Annotated in this window: 5 protein-coding genes; 4 read left to right on the top strand and 1 reads right to left on the bottom strand. The window is 69.9% G+C overall.

What is annotated here, in order from left to right; translation table 11 throughout:
• The 3 genes from EQ874_RS17660 to EQ874_RS17650 all read left to right on the top strand — a co-directional run.
• Nucleotides 1–1,695 (top strand): hypothetical protein (locus tag EQ874_RS17660; protein WP_129977579.1); only part of this gene is annotated, 1,695 nt, incomplete at its 5' end.
• Nucleotides 1,696–1,766: 71 nt separating this feature from the next.
• Nucleotides 1,767–3,584, top strand: a complete 1,818-nt coding sequence (locus EQ874_RS17655) for a dynamin family protein (protein ID WP_129977578.1) — start codon at nucleotides 1,767–1,769, stop codon at nucleotides 3,582–3,584.
• The gene (locus EQ874_RS17650) at nucleotides 3,581–5,035 is read left to right on the top strand and encodes a dynamin family protein (RefSeq protein ID WP_129977577.1); all 1,455 of its coding nucleotides are present in this window, start codon (nucleotides 3,581–3,583) and stop codon (nucleotides 5,033–5,035) included. Before EQ874_RS17655 ends, EQ874_RS17650 begins: the two co-directional genes overlap by 4 nt.
• Nucleotides 5,036–5,068: 33 nt before the next feature.
• On the opposite strand, the gene EQ874_RS17645 is transcribed toward EQ874_RS17650, so the two are convergent.
• Nucleotides 5,069–5,323, bottom strand: coding sequence for a hypothetical protein (locus EQ874_RS17645; RefSeq protein WP_026003359.1), 255 nt, complete (start codon nucleotides 5,321–5,323; stop codon nucleotides 5,069–5,071).
• A 150-nt stretch (nucleotides 5,324–5,473) separates the two neighbouring features.
• On the opposite strand from EQ874_RS17645, the gene EQ874_RS17640 reads away from it, so the two are divergent.
• The gene (locus tag EQ874_RS17640; RefSeq protein ID WP_016934457.1) at nucleotides 5,474–6,178 is read left to right on the top strand and encodes a PadR family transcriptional regulator; all 705 of its coding nucleotides are present in this window, start codon (nucleotides 5,474–5,476) and stop codon (nucleotides 6,176–6,178) included.
• The last annotated feature ends 7 nt before the right edge of the window (nucleotides 6,179–6,185 follow it).

Here is a 6,185-nt window from a genome sequence, read left to right as displayed (position 1 = left end):
GGCTTGGGGCTGGGCGGCGGTCTCGGTCTCGGTGGGGGACTGGATCTCGGTGGCGCCGTCGGAGCTCAGACCGGGATCGTCGTCGATCTCGCCGCGCAGCTCGGTGCAGCACTCGAAGCCGGTGGTGAGCTCGGCGGGGCGCTGGGTGCGGCACTCGGCGGTGCCCTCGACGCCGGCCTCGAACTCGGTGGCGCGGTCGACATCGGTGGTGCGCTGGCCGGTGCTCTCGAAGGTGGACTCGGTCTCGGTGTGGGTGCCGCTGCCGATCTCGCCGCCGCGATCGACGCCGCCGTCGCGGTGTCGGGTGGACTCGGCGCCGACCTCGCCACCACCCTCGAAGGGGCACTGGGCATCGGAGGCACGCTCGGCGCCGACATCGGGCTCGCTCTCGGCGGGCTGCTGGAATCGGCTGTCGAAGCCGGTGGCGCATTCTCGAGCGAGCTGAACCTGGCTCTCGAAGGCGGCGCCGAACTCGGCGCTGCACTCGGCACCACCCTCGGCGGTGTACTCGGAGTGGGCACGGAACTGACCGGCGCGCTCGGTACGAGCCTCGACGGTGTCCTCGGCGGGGTGGCCGATCTCGGTGCCGGACTCGGATCCGATCTCGCTGCCGGTCTCGATGCCGGAGTGGGCGCTACCCTCGGCCTCGGTGCGTCCCTCTCGGCCCTGCTCGGAGCGGGCGGTGGGGCTGCGGCCGACCTCGGCGCGGCGCTGGGGACCGTCATCGAGAGCAGCGCGCAGGGCGGTCTGCTCGGCGGCGTCGACCTCGACGCGGTGCTCTCCGGAGGCGGCGCGATCGATGCGGAGACCGGCGCCGAGATCGACCTGGGAACGCTGGTCGGCGGGGTGCTCGGCGGCGCGCTCGGCATCGAGACCGCCGCGACCACCGAACTGTCGTCGGCATTGAACATCGCCATCGGCTCGGCCACCGGCGTCGGCGCGACCGTCGATTCGACGGTGCAGGTGGGGACGAGCCTCGGATCGGATCTGTCGTCCGTCCTCGGCTCGACGTTCGCCACCGGAGGTTCGGCCGGTGCCGAGCTCGGCCTGCAGCTCGGCAGCGCACTCGACACGGCTGCGGGCTCGGTGTCCCTCGACGCGGGTGCCGATCTCGGCACGCAGCTCGCCACGACGATCGGCGGCGGCCTCGGTGCCGGTGCCGAAGCCACCGGCCAGCTCGGGTACGCCCTCGACGGCGCCCTGGACGCGGCGGCGGAACTCGGGGCCGGCGCGAACCTGGGGGCAGATCTCGGCGCGGCGATCGACTCGGGAATCGGGGCGGCCGGTGGGCTGGGTACGTCGGTCGACCTCGGTGCCGTGACGGACTTCGAGAGCGCGCTGGAGCCGGGGACGGGCGCCGACCTGGGCGCAGCGGCAGATCTCGGTGTCGCCGCCGGCCTGGAGAGCGCGGCCGACCTGGGTGCGGAACTCTCGACACAGGTCGACACGGCGCTGTCGGGACAGGTCGACACGGCGCTGTCGGGACAGGTCGATACCGCTCTGTCGGGCGGTGCGGAGGGCTGGGCGTCGGTCGGTGAGGACGTCTTCGGATCCGCATCGGGTGAGGCGGGTCTGTTCGGCGAGGGCGGCCTCACCGCAACCTCCGGTCTCGGCGGCGGCCTGTTCGCCGGCGCCGGTGCCGACTCGTCGCTCGGCGCCACCGACTCCACCGAGCTCGACGAACTGCTGCCCTGACCCGCAGCGGTGCGGGCTCCAGGACATAATGTCCGGAGCCCGCACCGACGGAAGGCGAGTCGACGCAGCCCATGCAGCAGTCACCGGATACGCAGCGTTCATCCGATCCCTCGAGACGCCGAGCGCTCCTCGACCTGATCGACTCCGCGATCGACCGCTCCCGTAGCGCCGGGCGCAACGATCTCACCGACAGGCTCACGGCCGCCCGCACGAAGGTCTCCGACCCGCGACTGCGGGTGGTCGTCGTCGGGGGACTGAACCAGGGCAAGAGCCGTTTCGTGAACGCACTGCTCGGCCTCGAGGTGTGTTCCGTCGGCGACGACGAGACCACCGCGGTCGCCACGCTCGTGCAGCACGGACACGAACCGTCCGCCGAACTCGTCCCGTCGGGCTCGGCCCCGCGGATCCCTGTTCCCTTCGACGACCTGCAGCAGGTCGCGCCGCGCAGCGCCGGTCGGGACGTCGACCGGCTCGAGGTGAGTGTGCCGAGTCCGCTGCTCGCCGACGGACTCGTGTTCGTCGACACCCCGGGCGTGGGCGGGCACGGAAATCCGCACACCGCAGCTACATTGACGCTGCTCGCGACAGCGGACGCGGTCTTCGTCGTCTCGGACGCGAGCCAGGAGTTCACCGCGCCGGAGATGTCGTTCCTGCGGCAGGTGCAGACGCTGTGCCCGGCCTCGGCGGTGCTCGTCACCAAGACCGATGTGTATCCGCACTGGCGTGCGATCGTCGACGCCGACCGTGAACACCTGCAGCGAGCCGGGCTCGACCTGCCGCTGCTGCCCGTCTCGTCGCTGCTGCGCGAGTACGCATTGCGCACCGAAGATGCCTCGTTGCACCGGGAGTCGGGTTTCGATGCGATCTACGACTTCCTGCGCGAACAGGTGGTCGCGCGGAACGCCGATTCGGCGCGACTGTCCGTCGCACACGATGTGAAGACCGTCGTCGACCATCTCGCGCTCGGATGCGAGAGCGAACTCGCAGCTCTGCGCGATCCCGAATCCGGCAATGCCGCGATCGAGGACCTGAACCGGGCACGCGCCGCGACCGAAGCGTTGCGCACGCGGGCGGCACGGTGGCAGATCACGTTGTCGGACGGCATCGCCGACCTCGCGGCCGACATCGACCACGATCTGCGCGACCGGTTGCGCACGGTGACCCGCGATGCCGAAGCGTCCGTGGACGAATGCGATCCGGGCAAGGAATGGCCGCGCCTCGGGCAGTGGCTGGCCGAGCAGGTCGCCGAATCCGTCGGCGACAACTTCGTGTGGGCGCACGAACGCGCCGAGTCGCTCGCAGGCAAGGTCGCCGAGCACTTCGCACTCGACGACGACTCCTTGCCGTCGTTGCATCTCGGCGACCTGTCGAGACTGCTCGAACCCGTCGAGAACCTGTCCGATCTCGAATCCGGCCGGATCGGGATCGGCCAGAAGGTGCTCGTCGGCATGAAGGGCTCCTACGGTGGGGTGCTCATGTTCGGTCTCGTCACCACCCTGATGGGCATGGCCCTCGTGAACCCGATCTCGGTGGGAGCCGGAGTCGTGCTGGGCACCAAGGCATACCGCGACGACAAGCAGGTACGGCTCACCAAGCGTCGCGCCGACGCGAAGAACGCGATCCGCAAGTTCACCGACGACGTGAGTTTCCAGGTCGGCAAGGAATCGAAGGACCGGCTGCGCCTCATCCAGCGTCAGCTCCGCGATCACTTCACCGAGATCGCCGAGCAGACACTGCGTTCGCTCGACGAGTCGCTCGACGCGGCCCGGCAGGCCGCGACCGTGCAGGAGCAGGAACGCCGGCGTCGGATCGGTGAACTCGACACGCAGGTCGCGGAACTGGGCCGACTGCGATCCCGCGCCGCGGAACTCGCGGGAGTGCAGGCGTGACCCCGGCTCTCGCCCGCGCCCGCGACCTGCTCGGCCGGGCCCGCGCGTCGTACGGTGGAAACCCGGCTGTCGCAGACCGACTCGACGAGTGTGCCGCGCGACTCGACCAGCCGCTGCGGGTCGCGCTCGCCGGATCCCTCAAGGCCGGCAAGTCGACCCTGCTCAACGCGCTCGTGGGACAGGACATCGCGCCCACCGACGCGACGGAATGCACGCGCGTCGTCACCTGGTACCGCAACGGACCCGTACCGTCGGTGAACGCCTGGTACGACGGGGATCGTCACATGCCGGTGCCCGTGCAGCGCCCCGACGGCCGTCTGACCTTCGACCTCGGTGATCTCACCGCCGATCGCGTCGACTTCATCGACGTCGAATGGCCGGCCAGCGCCCTGGCCCAGACCACCATCATCGACACTCCCGGCACGTCGTCGCTGTCGCGGGAGGTGTCGGCGCGGACCCTGGCCCTGCTCACCCCGGAGGAGTCGGCCTCGGGTGCCGACGCCGTCGTCTACCTGATGCGTTCGCTCGGTGCCGCCGACGTCGAGTTCCTCGAGCGGATCGGCCGGCATGTCGGCGGGGGAGCCGGGCCGCTCGGGATCGTCGGGGTGGTGTCGCGTGCCGACGAGGTCGGGGCCGGTCGCGCCGACGCGATGATGTCGGCGAAGCAGGTCGCGGCGAGGTTCACCGACGAACTCGAACGCACCGGCCTGTGTCAGGCGGTCGTGCCGGTCGCCGGATTGCTCGCGCTCGCCGCACGGACGCTGCGGCAGAACGAGTTCGCAGCGTTCGAGGCGCTCGCGCAGGTCCCGGCGGAGCAACTGCAGGTCGCGATGTTGTCGGCCGACCGCTTCGCGCGACCGGACGTCGACCTTCCCGTCGATCCCGGGATGCGCGCGCGTCTGGTGGACAGGTTCGGTCTGTTCGGCATCCGCACGGCGGTGCTGCTCGTGCAGCTCGGTGCCCGCGATTCACCTTCTCTCGCCGCCGAACTCGTCGCGCGCAGTGGGCTCGACGAGCTGCGTCAGGTGATCGATGTGCAGTTCGGTCAGCGTGCCGATCAGCTCAAGACCCACTCGGCGCTGCTGGCACTCGAACGGGTGCTGGACATGTGCGGCGACCGCGAACTGCTGGGAGTGGTGCGGCGCGAACTGGCCGACGACCACGGTTTCGCCGAGCTCCGACTGCTGGGCAGATTGCGGTCGTCGACGGTGTCGTTGCCCGGCGAAGAGGTTCTCGCGTTGCAGCGCGTGGTCGGTGGGTTCGGGATCGGCGCCACCCGTCGGCTCGGTCTCGTCGACGACGCGTCGCCCGCCGAGATCCGGGCGGCGGCCGTGGATGCGGTGCGGCACTGGCGGTCCCGTGCAGAGCACCCGCTGCTCGATCCGTTCACCGCGAAGGCCGCCTCGGTGGCGGCGCGCAGTGCGGAAGGGCTGGTCGCGGGGGTGCGGTAGCCGCGGGAGGGAGATCGGCGGTCCGCCGGGGGGTCACTCGAGTCGACCGGGCACCGGATAGCTGCGCAGCGACAGGCCGATCTGGCCCGAGACGATCAGGTCGTCGATCGTCTGCTGCAACTTGTGGCAGGTGGGAACCCAGGCGCGACCGTCCCGGGTGGTTCGGGACCGTGCGAACTCGGGGCAGACGCGGTCGGCGTCGTCGAGCCATTGGATGCTGGTGTGCGCCTCGCTGTACTTCTCGACGAGGACGCGATTGCCACACGTGTTGCACCGGACGCTGTCCATGATCGGACCTCCTTGATCGTGACTGCGACGGTAGTCACCGGCGAGCGGCCCGGCTGCCCGTTCTCCCACGGACCGGGAGATCATGTTCCGGCCCGGGTACGGAATCCCGGCTGCCGCACCCGCATCTACCTGGGCTGTTAGGCTTCGAACATGCCCGAGATCGAGCCTGTCGCCGACGTGTCCGACGACAGTTATCCGTCGTTGCCCGCCACGAGCTGGGCTGTTCTGGGCATGCTCACCTTCGGCGAGGGACTCACCGGATACGACCTGAAGAAGTGGGCGGACTGGAGCATCGGCTACTTCTACTGGAGTCCGTCCGTCAGCCAGATCTACGCCGAGTTGAAGAAGCTCGAGTCGGCGGGACTGGCCGAGTCGGAGATGGTGTCCGAGCCGGGGGAGCGGGGCCGCAGGGTCTACCGCATCACCGAGCGCGGCACCCGCGCCGTGCGGAACTGGTCGAGGGACGCGCCCGTGGAGCAGCCGGTCCTCAAACACGGCCTCATGCTGCGGCTGTGGATGGGCCATCTCAACGAGCCCGAGGAACTGAAGAAACTCGTCCGGTCGCATATCGAGAACATGGAGGCGATGCGGGAGCGGGCCGGGTTGCACGGAGAGCACGCGACCCGCGAACCCGCCTGGGCGTTCTCCAGAATGAGCCTGCTGTGGGCCGAACGCTATTTCCAGGCGGAGATCGATCTGGCCAGACAGGTGCTGACCGACATCGACGAGGCGGCCGAGACGTTCTCGGGTGTCCGGGCGCGCGACGAGTTGGGCAATCCGGTTCCGAAGGCGTCGGGATCCTGGCGCGAGGTGGAGGATTTCGTGCTCGGTCTCGAACGGCGTGAGCGGAGCTAGTTCTCCC

Origin of the sequence: Rhodococcus sp. Q1, from assembly GCF_004153645.1 — a bacterium.
In the GTDB taxonomy this organism is placed as follows: Bacteria; Actinomycetota; Actinomycetes; order Mycobacteriales; family Mycobacteriaceae; genus Rhodococcus; species Rhodococcus gordoniae.
This window is presented reverse-complemented; position numbering and strand designations above follow the sequence as displayed.